The organism is Microbispora sp. KK1-11 (genome assembly GCF_006874435.1).
GTDB lineage: Bacteria > Actinomycetota > Actinomycetes > Streptosporangiales > Streptosporangiaceae > Microbispora > Microbispora catharanthi.
In genome coordinates this window covers 92,892-118,377 of sequence record NZ_VIRJ01000015.1, presented here as the reverse complement: position 1 = coordinate 118,377, position 25,486 = coordinate 92,892, and the positions used below count along the sequence as shown (strand labels likewise).

Annotated in this window: 18 protein-coding genes; 10 read left to right on the top strand and 8 right to left on the bottom strand. The window is 71.6% G+C overall.

Annotation, left to right across the window (positions count from 1 at the left end; genetic code table 11):
- Both FLW16_RS22135 and FLW16_RS22130 read right to left on the bottom strand, forming a co-directional pair.
- On the bottom strand, nucleotides 1–1,590 hold the full coding sequence (locus FLW16_RS22135) for a class I adenylate-forming enzyme family protein (protein ID WP_142562018.1): 1,590 nt from the start codon (nucleotides 1,588–1,590) through the stop codon (nucleotides 1–3).
- The gene (locus tag FLW16_RS22130; RefSeq protein WP_142562017.1) at nucleotides 1,587–7,217 is read right to left on the bottom strand and encodes a non-ribosomal peptide synthetase/MFS transporter; all 5,631 of its coding nucleotides are present in this window, start codon (nucleotides 7,215–7,217) and stop codon (nucleotides 1,587–1,589) included. The genes FLW16_RS22135 and FLW16_RS22130 overlap by 4 nt, the downstream gene beginning before the upstream one ends.
- Before the next feature lie 459 nt (nucleotides 7,218–7,676).
- On the opposite strand from FLW16_RS22130, the gene FLW16_RS22125 reads away from it, so the two are divergent.
- The 6 genes from FLW16_RS22125 (at nucleotide 7,677) to FLW16_RS22095 (ending at nucleotide 14,731) form a co-directional block, all read left to right on the top strand.
- The gene (locus tag FLW16_RS22125) at nucleotides 7,677–8,690 is read left to right on the top strand and encodes a thiamine pyrophosphate-dependent dehydrogenase E1 component subunit alpha (RefSeq protein ID WP_142562016.1); all 1,014 of its coding nucleotides are present in this window, start codon (nucleotides 7,677–7,679) and stop codon (nucleotides 8,688–8,690) included.
- The gene (locus FLW16_RS22120; protein ID WP_142562015.1) at nucleotides 8,687–9,664 is read left to right on the top strand and encodes an alpha-ketoacid dehydrogenase subunit beta; all 978 of its coding nucleotides are present in this window, start codon (nucleotides 8,687–8,689) and stop codon (nucleotides 9,662–9,664) included. The genes FLW16_RS22125 and FLW16_RS22120 overlap by 4 nt, the downstream gene beginning before the upstream one ends.
- On the top strand, nucleotides 9,661–10,908 hold the full coding sequence (locus FLW16_RS22115; RefSeq protein ID WP_142562014.1) for a 2-oxo acid dehydrogenase subunit E2: 1,248 nt from the start codon (nucleotides 9,661–9,663) through the stop codon (nucleotides 10,906–10,908). The genes FLW16_RS22120 and FLW16_RS22115 overlap by 4 nt, the downstream gene beginning before the upstream one ends.
- A gap of 4 nt (nucleotides 10,909–10,912) precedes the next feature.
- Nucleotides 10,913–12,235 carry a GH1 family beta-glucosidase gene (locus FLW16_RS22110; protein ID WP_221891217.1) on the top strand — a complete coding sequence of 441 codons (1,323 nt, stop codon included), beginning with the start codon at nucleotides 10,913–10,915 and terminating at the stop codon, nucleotides 12,233–12,235.
- A 594-nt stretch (nucleotides 12,236–12,829) separates the two neighbouring features.
- Nucleotides 12,830–13,726: an aldose 1-epimerase family protein gene (locus FLW16_RS22100; RefSeq protein ID WP_260615465.1), complete on the top strand. Its 897-nt coding sequence runs from the start codon at nucleotides 12,830–12,832 to the stop codon at nucleotides 13,724–13,726.
- A complete protein-coding gene (locus FLW16_RS22095; protein WP_142562010.1) occupies nucleotides 13,727–14,731 on the top strand; it encodes a phosphotransferase family protein in 1,005 nt (334 codons plus the stop codon).
- 2 nt (nucleotides 14,732–14,733) lie between these two features.
- On the opposite strand, the gene FLW16_RS43875 is transcribed toward FLW16_RS22095, so the two are convergent.
- A complete protein-coding gene (locus FLW16_RS43875) occupies nucleotides 14,734–14,901 on the bottom strand; it encodes a hypothetical protein (RefSeq protein WP_185949546.1) in 168 nt (55 codons plus the stop codon).
- Nucleotides 14,902–15,020: 119 nt separating this feature from the next.
- On the opposite strand from FLW16_RS43875, the gene FLW16_RS22090 reads away from it, so the two are divergent.
- The gene (locus FLW16_RS22090) at nucleotides 15,021–16,268 is read left to right on the top strand and encodes an FAD-dependent oxidoreductase (RefSeq protein ID WP_142562009.1); all 1,248 of its coding nucleotides are present in this window, start codon (nucleotides 15,021–15,023) and stop codon (nucleotides 16,266–16,268) included.
- A gap of 11 nt (nucleotides 16,269–16,279) precedes the next feature.
- A complete protein-coding gene (locus FLW16_RS22085; RefSeq protein ID WP_396686773.1) occupies nucleotides 16,280–17,650 on the top strand; it encodes a class II 3-deoxy-7-phosphoheptulonate synthase in 1,371 nt (456 codons plus the stop codon).
- A gap of 99 nt (nucleotides 17,651–17,749) precedes the next feature.
- Here FLW16_RS22085 and FLW16_RS22080 read toward each other — a convergent pair whose 3' ends face one another.
- Nucleotides 17,750–18,115, bottom strand: coding sequence for a co-chaperone YbbN (locus FLW16_RS22080; RefSeq protein ID WP_142562008.1), 366 nt, complete (start codon nucleotides 18,113–18,115; stop codon nucleotides 17,750–17,752).
- Nucleotides 18,116–18,237: 122 nt separating this feature from the next.
- On the opposite strand from FLW16_RS22080, the gene ctaD reads away from it, so the two are divergent.
- The gene (gene ctaD / locus FLW16_RS22075; RefSeq protein WP_142562007.1) at nucleotides 18,238–19,926 is read left to right on the top strand and encodes a cytochrome c oxidase subunit I; all 1,689 of its coding nucleotides are present in this window, start codon (nucleotides 18,238–18,240) and stop codon (nucleotides 19,924–19,926) included.
- 55 nt (nucleotides 19,927–19,981) lie between these two features.
- Here the strand turns inward: ctaD and FLW16_RS22070 are convergent, their stop codons facing one another.
- The 3 genes from FLW16_RS22070 to FLW16_RS22060 form a co-directional block, all read right to left on the bottom strand.
- Complete coding sequence (locus FLW16_RS22070) at nucleotides 19,982–22,417, bottom strand: ExeM/NucH family extracellular endonuclease (RefSeq protein ID WP_142562006.1); 2,436 nt, start codon at nucleotides 22,415–22,417, stop codon at nucleotides 19,982–19,984.
- Between the two features lie 164 nt (nucleotides 22,418–22,581).
- Nucleotides 22,582–23,463, bottom strand: coding sequence for a universal stress protein (locus FLW16_RS22065; protein WP_142562005.1), 882 nt, complete (start codon nucleotides 23,461–23,463; stop codon nucleotides 22,582–22,584).
- Between the two features lie 87 nt (nucleotides 23,464–23,550).
- Nucleotides 23,551–24,021 carry a universal stress protein gene (locus FLW16_RS22060; RefSeq protein WP_142562004.1) on the bottom strand — a complete coding sequence of 157 codons (471 nt, stop codon included), beginning with the start codon at nucleotides 24,019–24,021 and terminating at the stop codon, nucleotides 23,551–23,553.
- A gap of 359 nt (nucleotides 24,022–24,380) precedes the next feature.
- Here FLW16_RS22060 and FLW16_RS22055 point away from each other — a divergent pair, with 359 nt between their 5' ends.
- Complete coding sequence (locus FLW16_RS22055) at nucleotides 24,381–25,112, top strand: permease prefix domain 1-containing protein (protein ID WP_142562003.1); 732 nt, start codon at nucleotides 24,381–24,383, stop codon at nucleotides 25,110–25,112.
- Here FLW16_RS22055 and FLW16_RS22050 read toward each other — a convergent pair.
- Nucleotides 25,072–25,395 (bottom strand): PadR family transcriptional regulator, encoded by a 324-nt coding sequence (locus tag FLW16_RS22050; RefSeq protein WP_142562002.1) that lies wholly within the window; start codon nucleotides 25,393–25,395, stop codon nucleotides 25,072–25,074. The two genes, FLW16_RS22055 and FLW16_RS22050, sit on opposite strands and share 41 nt — an antisense overlap.
- Nucleotides 25,396–25,486 lie beyond the last annotated feature (91 nt).

Here is a 25,486-nt window from a genome sequence, read left to right as displayed (position 1 = left end):
TCACTTGCCTTCCGTCGTGCTGATCACGGAGGCGCCCAGCAGCGCGGGCAGCTCCTTCTTGATGACCTTGCCTGACTGGTTCCTGGGCAGGCTGTCGACCACGAGGACCCGTTCGGGCAGCTCGTGCCAGGCCAGCCGGTCCATCAGGAAGGCACGCACCTCGCTCTCCGACAACCCCGGGCCTTCCGGCTGTCCCGGCGACCTGGGCACGATCGCGGCGCCCAGCACGGAGCCCAGCACCGGGTGCGGGAGCCCGAACACGGCCGCCTCGGCGATCCCCGGGTGCTCGTGAAGCGCGGCCTCCACCTGGAGCGTGGACACCTTGAACGCACCGCTCTTGACCACGTCGCTCTCCCGGTCGACGAGGTAGAGGTAGCCGTCGGCGTCCACGTATCCGACGTCGCCCATGCGCACCCAGCCGTCGCGGAACGACCGGGCGCTGGCCTCGGCGTCGCCGTAGTAGGACCGGGTGGCGGTGGGCGAGCGCATCCACACCTCGCCGGTCTCCCCGGGCGGGAGCGGGTCGCCCTCCTCGTCGGTGATGCGCAGCGAGCCGCCGAACGCGGGCCGTCCCAGCGCGGCCGGCCGCGTCCGGTCGTAAATCATGATCGTCTGGGCGGGGGCGGCCTCGGTTGACGTGTAGTAGTTCGTCACGGTCGCGTTCGGGAAGGCCACCGACAGACGTTCCGACACGGCGGGAGGAAGCGCGGCCGCCGCCGATCCCAGCAGCACCACGCTGGACATGTCGTGCCGCTCGTGCAGCCCGGCGTCGAGCAGCTCGATCGCCATCGAGGGCACCAGGAACACGGTGCCGGGGCGGTAGGTCTCGATCAACCGGGCGAACCTGCCGGGTGTGAACCTCGCCGGGGTCAGCACGGTCGGCCGGGCGTCCAGCGCGTTGATCAGCATGGTCTGGCCGGCGTTGGTGCCGATCGGGAAGGCGTGCAGCAGGTGGCGCGAGTGGGCGAACCTGCGGTGCTTGGGCTGCGTGACGCACCCGTAGGCCAGGTTGGCGTGGCTCGCGCCGACCCCCTTGGGCCGCCCGGTCGTGCCGGAGGTGTAGAGGATCTGCGCCAGGTCGCCGGGCCGCACCCGCGGTCCTTCCTGCGCCGTCTCCGCACCGAAGCCGGCTTCCAGCTCCGCCGGGGTCGCGGTCCACGGCTCCACGGCCCTGTCCCCGGGCCCCGCCCCCGACGGCGCCGCGAGGTCCCGGCCGAGCAGCACCGCCGACGCCGCGCAGTGCTCGATCATGTAGCGCAGCTCGGCCGGCGCCAGCCGGTCCGACATCGGCACGGCCACCGCGCCCGCCTTGAGCACCCCGAAGAACGCCACGGCGAAGTCGATCCAGTCGCGGCTGCCGAAGTGCAGCGCCACCCGGTCGCCCGGGGCGACGCCCCGGCCCGCCAGCCCGGCGGCGAGCGCCGCCGACCTGCGGTCCCACTCGGCGAAGGTGAGCGTCCCGTGCCCCTCCACGATCATCGCGACGCCGTCCGGTTCCTGCCCCGCGCGCAGCCGCAGCAGCTCCGGCACGGTGAGCCCGGGCGTCCCCCGTGTCCCCCGCGTCCTCGTCGTCCCCGTCGTCCCCGTCATGCGTGCTCCTTCTCGGGTTCGCGGGCCGCCCGTGTGTCCTCCCGTGTGTCCGCCCGCGCGGCTGGCCGTGTCTCCGTACGGGCGGCCGCGATGCGTTCGGTCAGGGCCTGGTAGCCGACGACGTCGTCCGGCAGGGCGTCGGGCACGTCGGTGTCGAACCGGCGCAGCACCCGGACCCGCAGCGCGACCAGCGCGATGACGGCGATCGCCACCGCGAAGCAGGCGTACATGAAGCCGATCCCTCGGCCGGGACCGGTGCCGAGCCCCGCGCCCGCCGTGCCGGCGAGCGGCCCGTCCGGGGCGAGCAGCGGCTCGAAGACCTGCGCGCCGTACGGCGCGACCAGGCCGAACCCGATCGGCAGGGTGGACCAGGCGATCAGCGTGTTCAGCGCGATGACCCGGCCGTGGAACCGCTGCGGCACCTTGACCTGGATGATCGTCGCGTAGACGCCGTTCAGCAGGGTGAGGCACAGCGACATGCCGAACGCGCCGACGGCGATCAGGAACAGGTCCTGGCGCAGCCCGGTCAGCAGGCAGAACACCGACAGGGCGAGCGTGGACAGCAGCACGCCGTACAACCGCCGGCGGCGCGGACCGCCCCAGGCGGCCATGGCCAGGCCGCCGAGGAAGGCGCCGAGCCCGCCCGCGAACGACACCCGTCCGACCTCGGCCAGCGACCCGAACGACAGCACCAGCGGCGAGATCATCATGAACAGCGGGGACAGGAAGATGTTCAGCACCGCGAAGTAGAACAGCATCGCGCGGAAGCCCCGGTTGCCCCAGGAGTGGCGGATGCCGCCCATCATCTCGGCGAGCACGCTCTCCCGCCGCTTCCAGGCCATCGTCGCCGGGAAGCGGATCAACGCGACGGTGAGCGTGGCGACAACGTAGCTGGCCACGTCGATGACGAGGATGCCCTCCAGCCCGATCGCCGCCATCAGCCCGACCGCGATCAGCGGCACGATGAGCTGCGCGGTGCCGGTGGCCATCTGGACGACGCCGTTGGCGTGCCCGAGGAACCGTTTCGGCACGAGCTGGGGGATGGCCGAGCCGTACGCGAGCCGTTGGAAGGTGAGCGCGACGGACAGGCAGACCAGCAGCGGATAGATGTGCCAGACCTGCAGGTTGCCGGTCCACAGCAGCAGTCCCAGCACGAGCTGGGTGCCGCCGGCCGCCGCGTCCCCGGCGATCATGACCTTGCGCCGGTCGAACCGGTCGACGATGGCTCCGGCCAGCGGGGCGACGAGCATGCCGGGCAGCAGGCCGAGCACGGAGAACAGCGCGAACCTGGCGAGCGAACCGGTGGTCAGGTAGATCCACAGCGGAATGGCGAACTCGGTCAGCGCGGAGCCGGTGATCGAGACGAGCTGTCCGGCCGCGACGAGGAGGAAGCGCCGCATGCTGGGCGGGGGGCCGACGCGCACCTGTGTGCCCGCCGCGCCGTCCGGGTCGTCCTGCGCCCCGCTCACCTCGGCCTCGGCCGCACCCACCTCGACCGCGCCCACCTCGACCGCGCCCACCTCGGCCCCGGTCGCGGCGGACCGGTGCGAGACGCCCTGCAGCCACCAGGTGCGGCCCTCGTCCCGTTCCATCCCCTCCGTACGCCCGGAGGCGAGGGCGGCGTGGGTGCCGGTGACGATCTCGGCCAGCTCCTCGTTGCGGTACCGCAGGAAGAAGTGCCCAGCCTCGTCGAGGACGACGCACGCCGTCTCGTCTGACAGGCAGTGCCACTCTTTGTAACGTTCCTGGTAGAACTCGGCCGCCGGGTCGCGTTCGCCGACCACGGAGATCACCGGCGCGCGCAGCGCCGGGCCGCCGCCCTCCTCGAAGATCCGCGTGAAGTACCGCTCGGCGGCGCGGGTGCCTTCGCGGCGGTTGTGCACGATCAGTTTGACCTGTTCCCGGCCGAGGTCCTCCACGTCGAGCCCGGCCGCGGTCAGGGCGTTGACCCGCTGCTGGTCGCTGGTGAGGCGGTCGAAGAAGGCCCCGAGCCAGTTCAGGCCGCGACCCGGGCGGGCGAAGGGGAACACGCCGCCGAGGTACAGCGCGTCCACCGTGCGACCGTCCGCCTCCAGCCGCCGGGCGATCTCCGCGGACAGCATGACGCCGAGGCCGCAGTGGCCGTACAGCACGAGCGAGCCGCCGTTCCTGCCCATGATCTCGGAGATCTCGGCCACGCAGTCGAGCACGACCTCGTCGAACGGCCGGGCCTGTTCGCCCAGCTCGTGACCGGGCACGGCGACCGAGTAGAGCGCCCAGTCGTCCGGCAGCGCGTCCGCGAGCGGCTGGTAGACGACCGCGCTGCCCCCGCCGTACGGCACGCACACCAGGGTGGTGGTGGCGGCCCTGGCGGGGGTGAGCCGGTGCAGCAGGGAGCGCGGCACGTCCCCCTCGGCGGTGAGAAGCCGGGCCAGCTCGCGGACGGTGCGGTGCTTGAACACGTCGAGCACCGTGATCTGCCGGTCCGGATGCGCCTTGCGCAGCCGGGCGATGACCCGCATCGCCAGCAGCGAGTGGCCGCCCAGGGCGAAGAAGTCGTCGAGCGCCCCCACGCGCTCGACGTCCAGCACCTCCGCCCAGACGCGGGCCACGTCCTCCTCGGCGCCGGGCGCCGGGGCGAGGTATTCGGCCGCCGCCACGTCGGCCTCCGGCTCGGGCAGCCGCGAGCGGTCCACCTTGCCGTGCGACTTGAGCGGCAGCTCGTCCAGCCAGGCGTACCGCGAGGGGATCATGTACGCGGGCAGCCGGTCGGCCAGCCACGCGCGCACCGCCGCGGTATCCGGTCGCGCGCCGTCCGCCGCGTTTTCCGCGTTCCCTGCGACGGGGACGAGGTAGGCGACGAGCTGCTCGCCGCGCGGCTCGACCACGGCCTGGGCGACGTCCGGATGGTCGCCCAGCACCGACTCGACCTCGCCGAGCTCGACCCGGTAGCCGCGGATCTTCACCTGAAGGTCACGGCGGCCGAGGAACTCCAGGTCGCCCGCGTCGGACCACCGGCCGAGGTCGCCGGTGCGGTACATGCGCGACCCCGGCGGGCCGTACGGGTCGGGGAGGAACCGGTCGGCGGTCAGGCCGGGACGGTTCAGGTAGCCGCGGGCCAGCCGGTCGCCGCCGAGGTAGATCTCCCCCGGCACTCCCGCGGGCACCGGCCGCAACCGCTCGTCCAGCACGTACGCCCGCGCCCCGGGCAGCGGCGAGCCGATCGGCAGGCTCACGCTCGCCTCGGCCGGGCCGTCGGGAGCGGGCAGCCGGGCGACGTCGTAGGTGGTCACGCCCACGGTGGCCTCGGTCGGCCCGTAGTGGTTGACGACCCGGCAGCGGCCCATCGCCGCCAGCTCGGCCGCCCAGCCGCGCGGGGCCGCCTCGCCGCCCAGCAGCAGCAGTTTCCTGGGCAGCAGGTCGTCCGGCCCGGCGTCGGCGAGCAGCGCGGCCAGATGTGACGGCGTGATCTTGAGGTAGTCGATCCCGGTCCGCCGGAAGATCTCCGCCAGCTCGGGACCCGCGGTGCGCGAGGGCACCAGGTGCAGGGTGCCGCCGGTCATGAGGCACAGGTAGAAGACCGTGACGCCGAAGTCGAAGGCGAGGGACTGGAGCAGGGCGAAGGACGAGCCGGGCTCCACGTCCAGCCGCTCGCGCACCCCGGCGAGGTAGACCATGACCTCGTGGTGCTGCACCGCGACGCCCTTGGGCCGCCCGGTGGTGCCGGAGGTGTAGATCACGTACGCCAGGTCGCCCGGCGCCGCGGGCTCCCAGAGGTCGCCGGGCTCCGGCGCGTCGTCGTCGAGGTGCACGACGGTGATCTCGTCCGGCAGCCGGTCGCGCAGGCCCGGGCTGGTCACGACGATCGACGCCGCGGCGTCGGCCAGGACGTACTCGAGCCGGCCGCGCGGGTGCTCCGGGTCGAGCGGCAGGTAGGCCGCGCCCGCCTTGAGCACGCCGAGCACCGCGACCGCGAGCCCGGTGGACTGCTCCAGGCAGATCGCCACGCGGTCGTCGCGCCGCACGCCGAGCCCGCGCAGCCGCCGGGCGAGCCGGTCGGCCGCGGCGTCCAGCTCGGCGTACGTGAGGGTGTCGCCGCCGCAGGCGACGGCGGTCGCGGACGGAGTGCGGGCCGCCTGCGCGGCGATCACCTCATGCAGCGCCGTCGCCCCGCCGAACGCGTCGACGGGAGTCTCAGCCTCGGCGGACGCTCCCGCGAACCCGAGCACGCGGTCGCGCTCGGCCGCCGGGAGCAGCTCCAGGTCGGACACCCGGGCGTGGGGGTCGGCGACGATCGACCTGAGCAGGTTCTCGAAGCACTCGGCCAGGCGCGCGATCGTGGCCGGCCGGAACAGCTCGGTGCGGTAGGTGATGTTGCCGCGCAGGCCGTCGCCCTGGTCCATCAGGTAGAGCGCGAGGTCGAACCGGCTGGCGGTCACCTCGAACGGGTACGCCGACATGGTCAGGCCCTGGGTGCGCAGCGGGGCCGACCGGTAGTTCTGCAGCGCGAACATCACCTGGAACACCGGCGACCTGCTCACGTCGCGCTCGACGCCGAGCTCGCCGACCAGCCGGTCGAAGGGCAGTTCCTGGTGCGCGTAGGCGTCCAGCGCCGTCTCGCGCACCCGGCCGAGCAGCTCGGTGAAGGTCGGGTCGCCGGACAGGTCGGCCCGCATCGGCAGCGAGTTGATGAAGAGGCCGACGACCCGCTCCAGCTCCGGCAGGTCACGCCCCGACACGGGCGATCCCACCGCGAAGTCGTCCTGGCCGGAGTAGCGCGCGAGCAGCACCTGGTAGGCGGCGAGCAGGGTCATGTACAGCGTCGCGCCGTTCGCCCCACCCAGCGCCGTGAGCGCGTCCACCAGCTCACGGTCCAGCGCGACACCGTGGGCGGCCCCCGCCGAACCCTGCTCCGGCGGGCGCGGCAGGTCGGTCGGCAGCTCGAGCGGCGGCAGCCCGGCCAGCCGCTCCCGCCAGTAACGGATGTCGTCCTCGTGGGTCCGCCCGCGTTCCCACAGCGCGTAGTCGCCGTACTGCACGGGCGGGGCGGCGAGACCGGCGTCGGTCCCGGTCCGGTACGCCTCGTGCAGGGCGAGCAGCTCCTCCATCACGATGTCGCACGACCAGCCGTCGGTGACGGCGTGATGCATGGTCAGGAGCAGCACGTGCTCGCGGGCGCCGAGCCGGACGAGGAGCAGCCGCAGCAGCGGGCCGGTCGCGAGGTCGAACGGCCGGTTCAGCTCCTCCTGCACGCCCTCCCGCGCAGTGGAGGGGTCGTCCGACAGCCGCAGCTCGACCAGCCGCAGCTCCACCAGGGGCTCGTCGTCCAGCACGATCTCCGGCGTCCCGTCGTCGGTGGTGACGAACCGGGTGCGCAGGCTCTCGTGGCGGCGGGCCACCTCGACGAGGGCGCGCTCCAGGGCCGCGTCGTCGATCTCACCGCCGTCCAGCCGGACGGCGAAGGCGACGGTGTAGGCGGTGGTGCCCGGGGCGTACTGCTCCAGGAACCACAGGCGCTCCTGCGCGTGCGAAAGCGGCGGGTGGGTGCCGACCGGCCGCGGCGGCACGGTGACCCTCGCGGCTTTCCCGGCCCTGAGCCGCTGCGCCAGCAGCGCCTGCTTGGCCGGTGAGAGGCCGGTCCGGGTCACGACGCCGGCACCTCGGTTGAAATTTGCATTAAGAACATGGCATTCCTCTGTGCGCTCTGCGCCCGGTACGCCGGCGATTCGATGCGAAGACGCGGACGACCAACGATCCGGCGGCGGAATCACCGCCGGTGAGCTTCCTGCCTGGTGCCTGGCGCGGCACGGAATACACTGCCGCTCGCGCCGGTAACCCCCATTTCGGACGCGGTAGTGGGAACGCTCCCACGGCAGTGGAGGCTAGGGATGACGGCTTTCGTTCGTCAAGTGTCATGGAAGTTTCTGTCCGTTATTAGCCCCAAGGCGGGGAATGTGAGGATATTGCCGCAGATCACGGACAATGCGGTCGTAATCTCCCAAATTCGCCGTATGGCCAGGGATTGACAGGGCCCCTTACCGCACCTACCCTCCGTGGGAGCGCTCCCAGCCAGGGCGCTCCTGTCAATGGATGCTGGTGCTCCTGCCATGGATGCTGTGGTGCTCCTGTCCCTGGCAGCGGGGCCCGGCGGCGTCGAGCGCGCCCTCGACCAGAGACGCACCAGGAGCGGACCACCTGTGATCGTCACCGCTGCACCGCCCCGGAGCCCGCGGCATGCCCTCAACGACGGGGACCTCCGCTCACTCCTCCTCATCCGGCATTTCGAACGCGCCCTGCTCCGCCTGTTCGAACAGGGCGTGCTGAGCGGCACCACCCATACCTGCCTCGGGCAGGAGTACATCCCGGTCGCGCTGTCGGCCCTGCTCCGCGACGACGACTTCGTGTTCAGCAACCACCGGGGCCACGGCCACTTCCTCGCCCGCCATCCCGACCCGCACGGCCTGCTCGCCGAGATCATGGGACGGGAGGGCGCCCTGTGCGGGGGCGTCGGCGGCAGCCAGCACATCTACCACCGGCGTTTCCTGTCCACCGGCGTGCAGGGCGAGAGCCTGCCCGTGGCGACCGGAGTGGGCCTGAAACTCGCCGGCACGGGAGCGCTGGCCTGCGCGTACATCGGAGACGGCACCTGGGGCGAGGGCGCCGTCTACGAAGCGCTGAACATGGCCTCCCTCTGGCGGGTGCCGCTGCTCGTCGTGGTCGAGCACAACGGCATCGCCCAGTCGACCCCCACGTCCGCGCAGATGGCCGGCACGATCGCCGCCCGCGCGGCGGCCTTCGGCGTCCGCCACCACCACGTCACGTCCACCGACGTCGGCGAGATCAGGGAGGCCCTCGCCCCGCTGCTCGACGCCGTGCGGGCCGAGCCGTCCCCGCTGGTCGTCGAGTTCGCCACGCACCGCCTCGGACCGCACAGCAAGGGCGACGACACCCGCTCTCCGGAGGAGATCCGCCGGGTCCGGGAGGCCGACTGGTACGACCGGCACGCCGAGGCCGATCCCGAGCGGTTCGCCCGGATCGACCGGGAGCAGCGGGAGCTCGTCGAACGCGTGGTCGCCGAGGTCTCCGCCCGGCCCCACTCCCGGCCGGGGGGAGCGGCGTGACCAGGGTCTCCGAGCACCTCAACCAGGCGCTGCACGATCTCATGGAGTCCGACCCCTCGGTCCACCTGCTCGGCGAGGACGTCAGCGATCCCTATGGCGGCGCGTTCAAGGTCACCCGGGGACTGTCCGGCCGGTTCGGCTCCCGTGTGAGGTCCACGCCGCTGAGCGAGGGCGCGATCGCCGGGGTCGGGGCCGGGCTGGCCCTGGCCGGCGACAAGGCCATCGTCGAGATCATGTTCGCCGACTTCGTGGCGCTGGCGTTCGACCAGATCACGAACTTCGCCGCCAAGTCCACCTCCATGTACGGCAGGCCCGTGCCGGTGCCGCTCGTGGTGCGCTGCCCCACGGGCGGCAACCGCGGCTACGGCCCGACCCACAGCCAGAACCCGCAGAAGCACTTCATCGGCGTGCCGGGGCTGTCCCTGTTCGAGATGACGCCGTTCCACGACGCGGGCGAGCTGTTCGCCCGGATGTTCGGGCTCGAGCAGCCCTGCCTGTTCTTCGAGGACAAGGTCCTGTACACGCGGCAGATGTACCGCACGGACGACCTGTTCCGGTTCGAGCTGGTGGACGACGTGGCGCGGGTGTACCTCGACGGCGCGGGCCGCCCCGACTGCACGCTGGTCACCCACGGCGGGCTCGTCCACCGGACGCTCGACGCGATGCGGGCGCTGCTCCTGGAGGACGACCTGGTCTGCGAGCTGCTGGTGCCCGCCCAGCTCTACCCCGTGCCCCATCTGCCGAGGCTGGAGGACGCGCCGCACGTCTGCGTCGTGGACGACGGAACCGAGGGCGGCACCTGGGCGGCCGAGGTGGCCACGGCGCTCTACCCGCGCCTGTGGGGCCGCCTGCGCCGCCCGATCACGCTAATAAACTCGGCGGACGCGGTGATCCCCGCCGCCCCCCATCTGGAACGCGAGGTGCTCGTGCAGGCCGACAGCATCCGGGCCGCGGTGAGGGAGGCGCTGTCGTGACCGACTTCCGGGTGCCCAAGCTCAACAACAACGACACGTCGTACGTCCTGGTCGAGTGGCTGGCCGAGGACGGGCAGGCGGTGCGGGACGGCGATCCGATCGTGCTGCTGGAGACGTCGAAGGCGACCGAGGAGGTCGAGGCCCCGGCGGACGGCGTCCTGCGGCGGCTACTCGCCGAGGGCGCCGAGTGCGAGCCTGGGCAGGTGATCGCCCGCCTGCTCGGGAGCGCGGACGAGGCCGCGGGGGAGACCGCGGGCGAGCCCGAGCGGGAGGCCGCCCAGAAGGCCGCGCAGGAGGCCGCGGACGAGAGCCCGGGCAGGCCGGAGACCCCGGCGCCGCCCGGCGACGCCTCCGGCGTGGTCGTCACGGCGCCGGCACGCGAACTGATCGAGGCGCACGGCATCGCCATGGAGCGGGTGTACGCCCTCGGCCGCAAGGTGATCAGGCGGACCGACGTCGAGGAACTGCTCGGCGGACAGACGCCGCCCTCCCCCGCCGCCGTCACCGGCGACGCCCCGTCGGCGGCCGCACCGGCCGGGGACGACGACGCGCAGTGGATCACGCTGTCGCGGGCGCAGCAGCGGACGGCCGAGGTCGTCGAGCGGTCCCTCCGCGAGATCCCGGCCGCCTTCACGGCGATGAACGTCGACGTGACCGAGGTCCTGTCGCTCGCCCGCGACCTCACCCGACGGCTGCGCACCCTGGTCGGCCTGCCCGAGATGGTGGTGAAGGCGGCCGGGGGGCTGCTCGACCGCTTCCCGATGTTCTTCGCGGAGCCGGACACGCGGGGCCCCGGCCCGCGGGCGAGAAGGGCCGCCACCGCCGACGTGGGCGTGACGGTCGACGTGGGCCGCGGGCTGTTCATCCCGGTCGTCCGCGACGCCGGCAACCGGCCGCTCGCCGAGATCGCCGGCGACCTGGTCGGCTTCCGCAAGACCGCGCTCACCGGGTCGTTCCGGGAACGCGACCTCCAGGGGGGCGCCATCACGCTCACCCTGCACACGCACGACGGCATCGTGTTCGCCGTCCCGATCGTCTTCCCCGGCCAGACGTGCGCGCTGTCGCTGACCGCGCCGCGTTCCGAGGTCGTCCAAGACGGTTCGGGCTTCGCCGTACGCAGGACCGCCACACTAGGCCTCGCATACGACCACCGTTTCATCAACGGTCGCGATGCCGCGGAGTTCCTCGGCGAACTCCGCACGGCGCTCGAATCACCCGCGCGTTTCCTCACCGAGAATGGATGAAGCCATGAACTCACCCGCACGGTTTCCGGCCGACTTCGTCTGGGGCGCGGCCACCGCGGCGTACCAGATCGAGGGCGCGACCACGGAGGACGGCCGCGGGCCCTCGGTGTGGGACACGTTCTGCGCGGTCCCCGGCAACGTACGCGACGGCGACAGCGGGGAGCATGCCGCCGACCACTACCACCGCTACAGCGAGGACCTGGACCTGATCGCCGATCTGGGCCTGGGCAGCTACCGCTTCTCCATCGCCTGGCCGCGGATCCAGCCGACCGGCTCGGGCAAGCCCAACCAGAAGGGCCTCGACTTCTACCGCCGGCTCGTGGACGGGCTGGCCGAACGCGACATCCGGCCGATGGCCACGCTCTTCCACTGGGACCTGCCGCAGGAGCTGCAGGACCGAGGGGGCTGGGAGAACCGGGACACGGCCGAGCGCTTCGCCGAGTACGCCGAGATCTGCTTCGACGCCCTGGAGATCAGGGACTGGCTGACGATCAACGAGCCCAAGACCGTGGTCGACTGCGGATACCGCTTCGGCAGCCACGCACCGGGCTTCAAGGACGACGCGCGCGCGTTCGTCGCCTGCCACCACCTGCTGCTCGCCCACGGCCTCGCCTCCAGGGTGCTGCACGAGCGGCACCCCGGACGCCGCATCGGGCCGGCGCTCAACCTGCACCCCACCTACGCGGCCGACGACACGCCTGAGGCGCGCGAGGCGGCCCACCACCAGGACGGGCTGGAGAACCGGCTCTACCTCGACCCCGTCTTCAAGGGCCGCTACCCCGAGGACACGCTGCGCTGGATCTCCGAGCGCGGCCCGATGGCCGACCACATCCTCGACGGGGACCTCGGCGTCATCAGCGAGCCCATCGACGTCCTCGGCGTGCAGTACTACACCCCGGTCTTCGTGGACGGCAAGGGCGAGCGGGTCTTCCGGCACGAGCGGGCCCAGGCCGAGTGGCTGGAGATCTACCCCGAGGGCCTCCACGACATCCTCGTCCGCGTGCAGCGGGACTACCCCGGCGTGCCGATGGTCATCACCGAGAACGGCCTGGCCACCGTGGACGGGATCGACGCCGACGGCCGCGTCCGCGACGAGCGGCGGATCGCGTACCTGCGCGGCCACCTGGGCGCGATGCACCGCGCCATGGAGGCCGGCGCGCAGGTCGAGGGCTACCACGTGTGGTCGCTGCTCGACAACTTCGAGTGGGCCGAGGGGTACAGCCAGCGGTTCGGCATCGTGTACGTGGACTACACGACGCAGCAGCGCACTCCCAAGGACAGCGCGTTCTGGTACCGGGACGTCGTGAAGAGCGGCGAGCTGCGCTGACACCCGTGCGGGCCCGCACGGTCGATGAGCGGGGCCCGATGCGCGGGGCCCGCTGACAGGACTCGGCAACAGGCCCGGCGAGCCGGCCCGGTGGACGAGGCGGTTCCGCGCCACACACCGGGCCGCCGCACACCGGGCCGCCGCACACCGGGCCGCCGCACACCGGGCCGCACACCGGGCCGGCGGCTTCCCGCCGCCGTCCCGGGCTTTCTCCCGGCGCCTTTCCCCCCGCCATTCCCGCGGCACGGTCAATACCCGGCCGCGCGTATTCGCGTGTCCGGACCGAGGGCGCGCGGCGGTGCGATGACGGCTGCCCGGAGCTGCTGAAAATTTCAGCGCGAAATGGTGGGCGGTCGCCCATGCACGTGCACGCGAGTAGCGGTCTGCGGCAAATCGGTGCCGTTATACCGATCTACGCGATAATCCCGAGAATAAGTTGACGCTTCCGCCGAAAAGACTTAGCTTTACCCGAAGTGGGAGCGCTCCCACTATCCTCCCACCCCGCTTGGATCAAGGGCGATGAGCTGGGATAAAGTCCCTGCATACCGTCAGATGACCCGCTTCTTGACGTCGCGTCAGCGAGAGGACTCCCCCGTGCCCGATTACACGATTGCCGGCGGCGGATACCAGGCCACGATCAGCGAGCGGGGCGGCGCGCTCCGGGCGCTGTCCCACGAGGGCCGCGATCTGGTGGCGAGCTGGCCGGAAGGCGGGCCGGTCCCCTACTACAGCGGCACCGTCCTGGCCCCGTGGCCGAACCGCGTGGTCGGCGGCACGTACGTCTTCGAGGGGCAGCGCCGCCACCTGCCGGTGAACGAGCCCGACCGCGGCCACGCCCTGCACGGCCTCGTCGCCGAGCTCGACTGGAAGTGCGCGGAGCTGCTGTCGGTCGAGGACCACCACGGCCACGTACGGCTGACGCACGTCGTGGAGCCCACCGAGGGCTACCCGCACAGGATCGCCCTGGAGGTGCGGCACTCGGTGTCCGAGGAGGGCCTGTCGACCACGCTGACGGCGCAGAACGTGGGCGAGACGGCGGCGCCGTACGGCTGCGGGCCGCACCCGTGGCTGCTGGCCGGGCCCGACGTCACCGCCTACGAGCTCGGCCTGCCGGCCGGGCGGGTGCTGCTCACCGACGACCTGCTCGCCCCCACCGACCTGGTGGAGGTCGCGGAAACGCCGTACGACTTCAGGACGCCGCGCGTGATCGGGGACACCGCGGTCGACCACGCCTTCACGGGCGTGACGGAGGGGCGCGTGCGTGTGCTCGGGCCCGAGGGCGGGGTGGAGCTCACCTGGGACCCGGCGGTGATGCCGTGGGTCCAGATCTGCACCGGCACGGGGCTCGGCCACCGGGGGCTGGCCGTGGAGCCGATGACCTGCCCGCCCGACGCGTTCAACTCGGGCACCGATCTGATCGTTCTGCAGCCGGGGGACAAGCACGAGGCCACGTGGACCATCGCGGTCGCCACTGCGTCATTGGAAGGGTGAATGGACAGCAAGACGAAGAGGCGGTTGTCCCCCGCCCAGCTCGACGAGGTCACCCGCGACGCCCTGGGCTGCGGGGTGACCTCCGCGGAGGAGCTCACCGACGGCTTCGCGAACGCCGTCTGGCTGCTCGGCCTCGACGACGGACGTCAGGTGGTGCTCAAGCTCGGGCCGCCGCCCGACCTGAGGTTGCTGGCCTACGAGCGTCACCTGCTGCGCACCGAGGCGATGGTCTACCAACTCGCCCAGCCCGTGGGGCTGCCGATGCCCGACCTGCTCAAGGCGTCGTTCGACGACCCGCTGCTGGGCGGTGACTACCTCATCCTGTCCGCGCTGGACGGGGTGCCGTGGAACCGTACGGCGCTCAGCCCCGCGGAGGAGAGCGCGCTGCGGTTCGAACTGGGCCGCCACCTCGCCCGCCTGCACGCCATCCCGGGCACGGGCGTCTTCGGCTACCCGTACGCCGGGCTGACCGGCCGGACCTGGCGGGAGGCGTTCCTCGTGATGGTCGGCGCCCTGCTGGACGACGCGGTCTACTACAACACCCCGCTCCCCGCGACGATCGTGGAGATCGTCGGGCTCGTCCACATGAACGCACACGTCCTCGACCAGATCACCGCCCCGTCGCTGGTGCACTTCGACATGTGGCCGGGCAACGTGTTCCTGAACGGCGACAAGCGCGTCCAGGCGCTCATCGACCACGAGAGGGCGTTCTGGGGCGACCCGCTCGCCGACTTCATCACCCCCACCCTCTTCGGTGAGCTGCGCGAGGACGATCCGATGCTCGCGGGCTACCGGCAGGAGGCCGGCCCGCTGGCGCTGGACCACGCCGCCCGCGTCCGGATGGCCCTCTACCGGGTCTACCTCTACCTGATCATGCTGGTGGAGGACGGCCCGCGGCAGTACCCGGAGGAGGCCTACGCCCCCACCAGGGACATCACCACGCGGTCACTGGTCGCCTGCCTGGACGTGCTGCGCGCGGGGTCCCGGAACCACGCGCACGTCTGAGGTCACGCGTCCAGCGTGAGGGACTGCGAGCCGCACCCGTTGCCGGTGTGCGGCTCGGAGTCGCCGGTCGCGGCGAGGGCCGCGGGCGCTCCGACGGTCAGCGACGCCACAAGGGACAGGACCATCGCCCCGGCCGCGACACGGGGCAGGTGACTGACACGAGCACTCACAGCGGACTCCAGAAGGCCGACTTCATTGATCACAAAATAGCGGTCCCGCGCGCGCTCCGGTAGGCCCACGTCTGGCGGCCGGGCCCTCCGCGTGAGATAATTTCAGCGGGTGATGAATTATGGAGACGACATGTGTGATCGCGGGCGGCGGGCCCGCGGGGGCCATGCTCGCGCTGCTTCTGGCCCGCGCGGGCGTCGACGTCACACTGCTGGAGAAGCACGCGGACTTCCTGCGCGACTTCCGCGGTGACACCATCCATCCCTCGACCCTCCAGGTCCTGGACGAGATCGGCCTGGCCGAGGCGTTCCACCGGCTGCCGCACCGTAAGGCGTACACGATGTCCATGCGGACCGACGACGGCCAGGTGCCCATCGCCGACCTGCGCCGGCTGCCCGGGAAGTACCAGTACATCGCCTTCGTCCCGCAGTGGGACTTCCTCGACCTCCTCACCCGCGAGGCGGGCGCGTATCCCAACTTCCACCTCCTGATGAACGCCACGGTCGTCGATCTCGTACGGCGCGACGGCGCGATCCGCGGGGTGCGCTACCGCGACGAGGGGGGCGAGGAGCACGAGATACGGGCCGTGCTCACGGTCGCCGCCGACGGCCGGCACTCCGACGTGCGGCGGGCGGCCGGGCTGGCGCCGAGACGGTTCGGCGCGCCGATGGACGTCGTCTGGTTCCGGCTGCCGCGGGCGGAGGGCGATCCCGAGCAGCCGTTCCTGCGGGCGTCGGCCGGCCGGCTCATGGTCGCCATCAACAGGGAGACGTACTGGCAGCTCGCCTACCTCATCCCGAAGGGCGGCTTCGCCGCGCTCGAGGCGAAGGGCGTCGAGGCGCTGCGCCGCGAGGTGGAACGGCTGCTGCCCTTCCTCGGCGGCAGGACCTCCGAGCTGCGCGGCTTCGACGAGACCGGCGTGCTCAGCGTCGAACTGAACCGGCTCACCCGCTGGCACCTGCCCGGGCTGCTGCTGATCGGCGACGCGGCCCACGCGATGTCGCCGGTCTTCGGCGTCGGGATCAACCTCGCGGTGCAGGACGCGGTCGCGGCCGCCAACATCGTCGGGCCCGCCCTGCTGCGCGGCCGGGCCCCAGCCGCGGCGCTCGCCAGAGTGCAGCGCCGCAGGAAGGTCCCCACGGCCGTCGTGCAGACCGCGCAGCGGCTGGTGCAGGACCGCCTCATCCGGCCGGCGCTCGCCGGTCCCGTGGCGCAGGTCCCCGCCCTCACCCGCGTGCCGCTGGTGCGCTCGCTGGTGCCCAGGTTCATCGGGCTCGGCGTGCTGCCCGAGCACGTACGTCTTCCGCTGCGAGAAAAAAGATCTCAGCAAATGGACAGGAAGGGGCCCACACGGGACATGGTGCAATAACCTTGGTATCCGTGAGCGCAACGAACCTCGACCCCGTGAGCGGCCCGGACACCCCGCGCGCCCTGGACACCTGGCGTGACCTGCCCGCGGCCCAGCAGCCGGACTGGCCCGACCGCGGCGAGCTGGACAAGGTCGTCGCGGAGCTGGCGTCCCTGCCCCCGCTGGTGTTCGCCGGCGAGTGCGACCAGCTCAAGGACCGCATGGCCGCCGTGGCGCGCGGCGAGGCGTTCGTCCTGCAGGGCGGCGACTGCGCCGAGACCTTCGCGGGCGCGACGGCCGAGAACGTGCGCAACAAGCTCAAGACGCTGCTGCAGATGGCGATCGTGCTGACCTACGCCGGCCGCGTGCCGGTCGTGAAGATCGGCAGGCTCGCCGGGCAGTTCGCCAAGCCGCGGTCCAAGCCCACGGAGACCCGCGACGGCGTCGAGCTCCCGGCCTACCGGGGCGACATGGTCAACGGCTTCGACTTCACCGCCGAGGCCCGCCGTCCCGACCCGAGCCGGCTGCTGCGTGCCTACCACTCCTCCGCCGTCACGCTGAACCTCGCGCGGGCCTTCACCAAGGGCGGCTACGCCGACCTGCGCCAGGTCCACGCGTGGAACCAGGACTTCGTCGCGGAGTCCCCGGCGGGGCGGCGCTACGAGCAGCTCGCGCGGGAGATCGACCAGGCGCTCTCGTTCATGCGGGCCTGCGGGGCCGACCCCGAGGAGTTCCACACCGTCGAGTTCTACTCCTCCCACGAGGCCCTGATCCTCGACTACGACCGGGCGCTCACCCGGATCGACTCGCGTACGGGCCTGCCGTACGACGTGTCGGCGCACATGGTGTGGATCGGCGAGCGCACCCGGCAGCTCGACGGGGCGCACGTCGAGTTCTTCAGCCGCATCCGCAACCCGATCGGCGTGAAGCTCGGCCCGACCACCACGCCCGAAGAGGCCATCGCGCTGATCGACAAGCTCAACCCGGACAACGAGCCCGGACGGCTCACGTTCATCGCCCGCATGGGCGCGGGCAAGGTCCGCGACGCGCTGCCGACGCTGGTGGAGAAGGTCAACGCGAGCGGCGCCACCGTGGCCTGGATCTGCGACCCGATGCACGGCAACACCTTCGAGGCGCCGAGCGGCCACAAGACCCGCCGCCTCGACGACGTGCTCGACGAGGTCGCGGGCTTCTTCGAGGTGCACCACGCGCTCGGCACCCACCCCGGCGGCATCCACATCGAGTTCACCGGCGACGACGTGACCGAGTGCGTGGGCGGCGGGCACGCCATCGTGGAGGAGGACCTGGCGCTGCGGTACGAGACCGCGTGCGACCCCCGCCTCAACCGCGGTCAGTCGCTCGACCTCGCCTTCCGCGTCGCGGAGCTGTACCGGGCGAGCTGACCCGCACCGGGCCTGTACCGCCCTTCTGAATCCGCCGTCGCCCTCCGATCACTCGGACGGGGTGACGGCGGTTTCCGTTTCCGGGCGCGGCCCGGGGCCTCAGGAGTTCTTGGCCTCCGCCTCGATCTGGGCGCGGATGGCGTCCATGTCGAGCGCGCGCAACTGCCCGATCAGGTCCTCGAGCGCCGGCGCGGGAAGGGCGCCCGGCTGGGCGAACACCACGATGCCGTCGCGGATCGCCATGATCGTCGGAATCGCGGTGATCTCGAATCCCTCCGACAGGGCCGGCTGCGCCTCGGTGTCGATCTTGCCGAAGGTGATGTCCTTGTGCTCCTCGGACGCCTTTTCGAAGATCGGCGCGAAGGACCGGCAGGGGCCGCACCAGGATGCCCAGAAATCGAGCAGTACGATGCCGTTGTCGGCGATGTCGTTGAAGTTCTTCTCGGTTACCTCGATGGTCGCCATGGGCGACTCCTTTCGCTCGTTCTTCAGCGGGCATAACCAGCCGGACAATCCCAGCATTCCATTTCGCGATGAGCCTCGTGTGGTTGGGCAGGAGACCTCCTTGACCTAGAAGGAGCACCCGGATGACGACTCATGCCGTACGGCCGACCGACTTGACGGGCCAGAAGGGCACAGGCGCCCGGATCGCCTCATGGTTGTCGAGCACGGACCACAAGGTGATCGGCAACCTCTACCTGGTCACCACGTTCTTCTTCTTCCTGGTCGGCGGCCTGCAGGCGATGGTCATCCGGGCGGAGCTCTTCGAGCCCGGCATGCAGTTCGTCACGCTGCAGCAGTACAACCAGCTGTTCACGCTGCACGGCACCATCATGCTGCTGTTCTTCGCGACGCCGTTGTTCGCCGGGTTCGCCAACGCGATCATGCCGCTGCAGATCGGCGCTCCGGACGTGGCGTTCCCGAGGCTGAACATGGCGAGCTACTGGCTGTTCCTCTTCGGCGGCCTGATGGTCCTCGGGTCGTACTTCGGGGGCGGGGCGCCGACGTTCGGCTGGACGGCCTACACTCCGCTGGCGCGCGCGGATTTCACCCCGCAGCTCGGCGGGGACCTGTGGGTGATGGGCCTGGCGCTGTCCGGCGTCGGGACGATCCTCGGCTCGGTCAACTTCATCACGACGATCATGTGCATGCGCGCCCCGGGCATGACGATGTTCCGGATGCCGATCTTCACGTGGAACGTCTTCTTCACCTCGATCCTCGTGCTGCTGGCCTTCCCGGTGCTCGCCGCCGCGCTGCTGGCGCTGGAACTCGACCGGAAGGTCGGCACGCACATCTACGACCCGCAGACCGGCGGCCCGCTTCTGTGGCAGCACCTGTTCTGGTTCTTCGGCCATCCGGAGGTCTACATCATCGCGCTGCCGTTCTTCGGCATCGTCACCGAGGTGATCCCGGTCTTCAGCCGTAAGCCGCTGTTCGGGTACGTCGGGATGGTCGGCGCGACGATCGCGATCACCGCGCTGTCGGTCACCGTGTGGGCGCACCACATGTTCGCCACCGGGAACGTGCTGCTGCCGTTCTTCTCGCTGATGACGTTCCTGATCGCCGTGCCCACGGGGGTGAAGTTCTTCAACTGGACAGGCACGATGTGGCGGGGCCATCTCACCTTCGAGACGCCGATGCTGTGGGCCGTGGGCTTCCTCGTGACGTTCCTGCTCGGCGGGCTGACCGGGGTGATCCTGGCGTCGCCGCCGCTGGACTTCCACGTGACCGACACCTATTTCGTGGTCGCCCACTTCCACTACGTGGTGTTCGGCACGGTGGTCTTCGCGATGTTCTCCGGCTTCTACTTCTGGTGGCCGAAGCTGACCGGCCGGATGCTGAACGAGCCGCTCGGGAAGATCCACTTCTGGATGCTGTTCATCGGCTTCCACATGACGTTCCTCATCCAGCACTGGCTCGGCGCGCAGGGAATGCCGCGGCGGTACGGCGACTACGCGGCCGGCGACGGCTTCACGTGGATGCACCAGGTGTCGAGCGTGGGGGCGTTCCTGCTCGGGCTGTCCACCCTGCCGTTCCTCTACAACATCTGGTGGACCGTACGGCACGGGGAGAAGGTCAGGGTCAACGACCCGTGGGGGCACGCCAACTCGCTGGAGTGGACGACGTCGTGCCCGCCGCCACGCCACAACTTCGTGTCCATCCCGCCGATCCGCTCCGAGCGGCCCGTCTTCGACCTGCGCTACCCGCGGCTCGGCGGCAAGCCGGGCGAGCCGCCGGAGACCAAGCGGGACTTCGTCGATCCCAACGCGAAATAGGAACGCGGAACGGAAAGGGGCCCCCGTCGCCGGGGGCCCCTTCGCGTGCGGGTCGTCAGCCCTTGCCGCCGGGCAGATTCAGCCCGATCAGCAGCGGGTCGTGGTCGGAGGAGCGGAACGCGTCGGGCCGGTAGAGGCTCGGCGGGTTGTACTCCAGGTTGTAGTCGAGGATGCGCGGCTCGTCGGCGTTGACGTGCCAGATGGTCGCCCCGGTCACCCGCTTGACCAGCTGCTTGCCGGCCATCGCGTGGTCGAGCTCGCCCGACAGCCCGTCGAACAGGTAGCTGTAGCGCTGGGCCGCGGGGACGAACCGCTTGGACAGGCTGGTCAGGCCGCCCGTCTCCAGGGTGTGGATCGGGTCCTCCTCGCCGTACGCGTTGAGGTCGCCGATCACCAGCGGGTTCGGCAGGTCCATCGAGTCGATGAGACCGAGCACGGCCTTGGCCTGCCGCACGCGCTCGGCGTTGTAGCAGCTCTGCCCGTCGCCCTGGTCGGTGTCGCCGCCGGTGGCCTCCTCGTCACAGCCCTTGGACTTGAAGTGGTTGACGAGCAGCGTGAACGGCTGGCCGCCGCCCGCCCGGCGGAAGGTCTGGATCAGCGGCGGCCGCCGGAAGACGGGATCGGCCGAGGACCGCGTCTCCCCGACGGGGGTCAGCTTCGCCGGCTTGTAGATCGCGGCGACGTGGATGGCGTCGGTGCCCGGGTAGGGGTGGGTCAGGGCGGCGTACGTGCCCGCGCCCACCTCGGCGTTCAGGGCGTCGACCAGCGCGTTGACGGCGGTCTGGCCGTTGTTCTCGACCTCCATGAGCCCGACGACGTCGGCGTTGAGGCCCTTGAGCGTGGCGACGATCTTCTTGAGCTGCCGCTGCTGCTCCTCGGCGGTGTTCGCGCCGCGCGAGCCGAGCGTCGTGAACCAGTTGAGCGTGTTGAGGCTGGCCACGCGGACGTTGCCGCCCACGGGAAGGGGCGCGGGCAGCCGCGGGTTGGTGCGCAGGAAGGCGACCTGCTTGGTGGGCTCCAGCAGGTACTCCCCGAAGCCGTAGGTCAGCACGCCGGTCACGTCCACGGCGGTGTCGCCCAGCCGGACGACCTGCGGCGTCGTGTACGGGATGGTGGCGGGGTTCTCGGTGTTGGAGCCGTCGTCGATCAGCAGCGACCTGCGGGCGTCGAGCGCGGCGTTCACGCCGGGCCGGTCGGTCGGCTGGAAGAGCCTGCCGCCGGCGGAGACCGTCACCTCGCCGTAGCGGCCGAGGTTGTAGTGGTCGGTCACGGTCAGCGGCTCGGGGAACGTGACGAGCACGTTCTCGTACGGCTCGAAGGTGGCGCCGTCGGCCCGCGGCAGGTCGTAGGCCTTCGGCGTGATCGTCCCGGTGCCGCACACGTCCACCGCGGTGACCGGGGACAGTTCGGTGAGCCCGTTGAACTCGGTGACCCGGCCGGTGACGAGCACGCGGTCACCGACCTTGACGTCCTTCAGGGTCGCCCGGGCGAACGCGAACAGGCCGTCGGAGGTGGCCGGGTCGGCGTCGGGCGTCGGGTCCTGGAAGTAGAACCCGCTGAGCTGGTTCGTGGCCTGGAAGTCGCCGGTCACCACGCCCTCGACCCGTACGGTCTGCCCTGCGAGCGGGGAGGCGGCGCCGCTGCCCTGGACCTCGGCGATCTGCCGGTTCGCCGGCACGTCGCACGGGTCCGTGCTGGGCGTGGGCGACGGTGTCGGCGAGGCGGAGGGCGACGCGGAGGGGGTCGCGGACGGCGACGGGGAGGCGGCGCCGCAGGGAGCCGGAGGCGTCGCGGTATTGCGCGGCGCGGGCGTGCCCGCGGCGAAGTCCGCGGCGTTGTCGTCGGTGTCCGCGCAGCCACCGCCGGCGCGCACCGCGGCGGTGGAGTTGCTCAGGCCCGGGGCCGCCGCCGTGCCCTCGAAGTAGTTGGCCGTGCCGTATCCGACGAGGTCGGCGATCTGCGCGGTCTGCTCGGGTGTGCAGGGCGAGGAGCCGCCGTTGCAGGCGAGGCCGGTGGTCGAGCGGACCAGGGCGACCTTGCCGGCCGTGGCGCTCAGGCTGAGAGTGCCGACGGTGTCGGCGGACGGCAGCGTACCGCTCGGCGTCGATCCGGCGGAAAGCTGGACCAGGTGATACTGACCGGGGGCGAGCGAGCCCGACAGGTCCTGCTTCTGGGAGCCGAACTGGCCGGTCCCTGTGGCACTCGTGTACTGGAGGGACCAGCCGTCCAGTGAGATCGCGGCGGTGCCGCGGTTGAACAGTTCGACGTAGTCGTTGGTGTAGGGGGCGCCGGCGTTGCCGCCGCCTCCGTACACCTGGCTGATCACCACGGCGCCCGGCTCGGCCGAGGCGGGCGCCGGCGACGCGACCGTGATGCCGGCGGTCAGGAGACCGGCGGCCGCGAGCGCGGCGACCACGCCGCGTCTCGCGCCACGTCTCGTATCACGGCCACCGGGGTGGTCATCGGGAAAGGCCCGGGAGAGAGCACGCATGTCCCGGACTTTAGGGGTAGACCACCGCGACACCAGGACCAATAAGTGTCTTTAACACAAACTTGTATGAATTTGCCGATTGCCTGGCGTCGCAAACGTAGGCGTGCTGCCCTTGCGCGTCGCGATCCGGGATGGATCGGTCCCATCCGGATCGGTCCCCCCGGTCAGCAGTGGACGACGGCGACCGGGCAGGTGACCGCGTCGATCAGCGGCCTGGTGACCGTCCCGAGCCTGCCGAGCACCCCGCGGGCGCGGGTCGCGCCGACGACCAGCATGGTCGCACCGGGTGAGGCGTCGGCCAGCACGTCGAGCACGGGCCCCTCGACGGGCTGGATCATGGTGTGCACGTCCGGATACCGCGCCCGCCAGGGCTCCACGGCCCGTTCCAGGGCCTCGACGGCCTCCCTGCCGGGGACGTCGGACATCACCATGGGCGCCATGCCCGCACTCCAGGCGGCGGCCGGGTAGCGCCAGGCGTGCACCGCGATCAGCGACAGCCCGCGCAGGGCGGCCTCGCGGTAGGCGAAGGCGAGGACGTGGTCGTCGCCGCCGCCGACGCCGACGACGATGGGGCCGGGGTGCCTGCGATGCGGCAGCGATCCCGGGCCGCGGACCACGATCACCGGGCAGCGGGCGTTCGTCGCGACGTGCCCCGCGACCGACCCCATCACGCGGCGGGCCGCGCCGCTCAGGCCGCGCGATCCCACGACGACGAGGTCGGCCGTCTCCGACAGCGCGACGAGCCGCTCGGCGGGCGGGCCCTCGAACAGGTCCTCCCGCACGCGGACGCCGCTCGTGCACTGCCGGGCGCATTCCGCGCCGTGCCACAGCACGTGCTCGGCCGCGTGGTGCAGCGACTTGCGCGCCTCCTCGTCGCCCGCGCCGTACGGCGACTGCCAGGCGTGGCAGACGGTGATGGGCGAGTCCCTTAACTCGGCCTCGTCCATCGCCCAGTCGAGCGCCTGCATGGCGAAGTCGGAGCCGTCGTACCCGACGACGATGCCCGGGTCGGTTGCCGGGCCGCCGGCTGGGCTGTTGGGGTCCATGCCCTCATGCTCCGCCCGGGCCGTACGGTCCGGCAGGGCGGAAAGTCCCGAGACCGGGAGGACATCCGGCCCCCGGCGGAGGTCAGGTCAGGACCGGCTGCCGGCGAGCACTCCGGGACGGCGGTCGTGCTCCATGCCGGGCAGCACGACGACGACCGGGCACCTGGCCCGCAGCAGGCAGGCGGAGACGACCGGGTTGAGCACGGGGTAAGGCTCTGACTCGGCCTCGTGCGCGCCCAGCACCAGCAGGTCGGCGCCCTCGGTCGCGCGCAGCAGGACCTGGGCCGGCGAGCCCTCGACGACGACCGGCTCGACGTGCCGCTCGCCGAGTTCCACGACGGCCTGGGCGGCGACGTCGAGGGCGGTCCTGTGCTCGTCCTCCCGTGAGGTGCGGCTCGCGATCGGCGCGTAGTGGGCGTGCAGCCCGCCCGTCCACTCCCAGGCGTACACCGCTTCGACCCGCGCGCCGCGCAGCGAACCCTCGGCGGCGGCCCACCGCAGTGCGGCCTGCGACGCCATCGACCCGTTGATGCCCACCACGATCTTCGGCTGGTTCACGTTCCGCCTCGCTCTCCGCTCTTAGTCTCTCCGACCAGGGTTAACAGGGTGTTGCCGCGGCGAAACGGTCAGAAGACACCGCCCACGAGCATCCCTGTACCCACAAAGACCGCCTGTTCCTCCCGCCCCAGAAGGGACAGGGCCATGTTTTGGGGGGCCGGGTCTCACCTGAGGACAGGGTATCTGCGAACCGGAGCGGTGCCGCTCCCGCCCTTTGCCGATCCGGTGGCGCCCGCTGACCGTCTCGTTGCCCGCTCCACGCTCTCGAGATCGGCCCCCCTCGGCCCCCAGGTCAGGGATCACCCTGATGCGCCTCCGGGTCCCCCGGCCGTACGCTTGCGGCAGACCGGGGAGGGACGATGGGGAACGCGGGTCCGATCGACGAGTACGTCGCGTCGATGCGTCATGCGCTGCGCGGCCCGGGCAGCGCCAAGCGCGACCTGCTGACCGAGGCGCGCGACAGCCTGCTCGACGCGGCCGAGGCGTACGAGGGCGAGGGGCTCCCCCGGGCCGAGGCGGAACGGCTGGCGATCGACGACTTCGGGACCGTGCCCGAGGTCGCGCCGGGCTTCCAGGGGGAGCTGACGGTGAGCCAGGGCCGCCGCACGGCCGCGCTGCTGTTCCTCAGCGTGCCGCTCATCGCGTTCATGTGGGCGATCATCTGGCGGGTCTTCCCCGGGAGCCCGCATGTCGACGAGATCAAACCGGCGTGGTTCGGGCTGCTGGCCAGGACGGTGGACCTGCTCCAGCTCAGCGTGGGCGCGATCGGCGGCCTCGCGCTGCTCGCGTTCGGCCGCGGGGCACGGCACATCCGCCGTCCTGCACGGCTCACCCGGTGGCTGGGGTTGTTCGTCTGGATCCAGATGCCGCTGATCGGGGCGCTGGGCCTGACGCTGGCGGCGGCCGCCCACGGCCCTGTGGGGTTCGCCGACTACCTCCCCGGGCTGGCTGTGACCGTGGTCAGCGACGCGCTCAGCGTGTGGCAGTTGTACAGCGCGGCCCACTGCCTGCGCTGCACCAGGGCGGTCTCCGCGCTCGGCTCGGCGAATCTCAGCCCAGTGGATCGAGAACGCTCCCTATCGCGGTGGTGAACGACCGCCAGGCCGACCGCTCCCCCGCCAGCGCCTTGCGCCCGGCCTCGGTGAGGCGGTAGGTCCGCCGCTTTCGCCCCCCGTCGGAGGCCCACTCGCCGGCGAGCAGCCCGGCCCGCTCCAGCCTGCGCAGCGCGGGGTAGACCGTGCCCGTCGGCACGTCGAGCTCGCCGCCGCTGCGCTCGCGCAGCGCCTCGATGATCGCGTAGCCGTGCAGCGGCTCGCGCTCCAGCACGGAGAGCAGCAGGGCGTCCATATGGCCCCGGAGCGCATCGGCGTTCACGCCCGCAGCCTATCCCGGTTCTTCACGCGTCCAGTCTATATGTAGGCTGTCTATATGTAGACAGTCTACGTATGAAACGCCAAGGAGAGAC